This window comes from Georgenia daeguensis (genome assembly GCF_039537705.1).
GTDB lineage: Bacteria > Actinomycetota > Actinomycetes > Actinomycetales > Actinomycetaceae > Georgenia > Georgenia daeguensis.
In genome coordinates this window covers 1-504 of sequence record NZ_BAABBA010000109.1, presented here as the reverse complement: position 1 = coordinate 504, position 504 = coordinate 1, and the positions used below count along the sequence as shown (strand labels likewise).

Here is a 504-nt window from a genome sequence, read left to right as displayed (position 1 = left end):
CAGCCTGACCGTTCGTGCCGACATCCCGTCCCCCCGGTTGGTGTCGTCAGTCCGTCTCGTGCGGCGGTGACTGCGGCGTCAGCGGGCGGTTGCGGTGCGCGGCGAGATGGTCCTTGACCTCATCGCGCACGATCATCCAGGCCGGCCCCACCTTGTAGGCGGGGATGTAGCCCTTCTGCAGCCACCCGTACGCGGTCTGCTTGGTCACCCCAAGCACGCCAGCGAGTTCCTCGACGCTCAGATGTTCTGGCAGGCCCTCAAAGAGGTCGTCGAGGCGGCTCACCTCTTGCCACCGGTACATGTTCGTACAATAGCGTAAAGATTCGTACGATGCGATAGGGTGGGCATAAGAGCAGCAGTCCTCGGCTTGATCGACATACGGGCACATCTCACACCATGTCGGTGGTCTAGGTCACCATTGGTCCGAATCCTGGGGGGATCGATGACCAGCAACCCGTGGCTTCCGCAGCCTGAGGTCGTAGAGGCGCCACCGCAACCGCCGGC

At 63.3% G+C, this 504-nt stretch carries 1 protein-coding gene; it reads right to left on the bottom strand.

Translation table 11 applies throughout. The annotated features are described in order from the left end of the window. Positions 1–46: 46 nt before the first annotated feature. Positions 47–301 (bottom strand): helix-turn-helix domain-containing protein, encoded by a 255-nt coding sequence (locus ABD774_RS21640; RefSeq protein WP_345045872.1) that lies wholly within the window; start codon positions 299–301, stop codon positions 47–49. Positions 302–504 lie beyond the last annotated feature (203 nt).

Bases quoted from the DNA above. Each gene is read 5' to 3' on its own strand.
- ABD774_RS21640 (WP_345045872.1), bottom strand. From the start codon at position 301: ATGTACCGGTGGCAAGAGGTGAGCCGCCTCGACGACCTCTTTGAGGGC.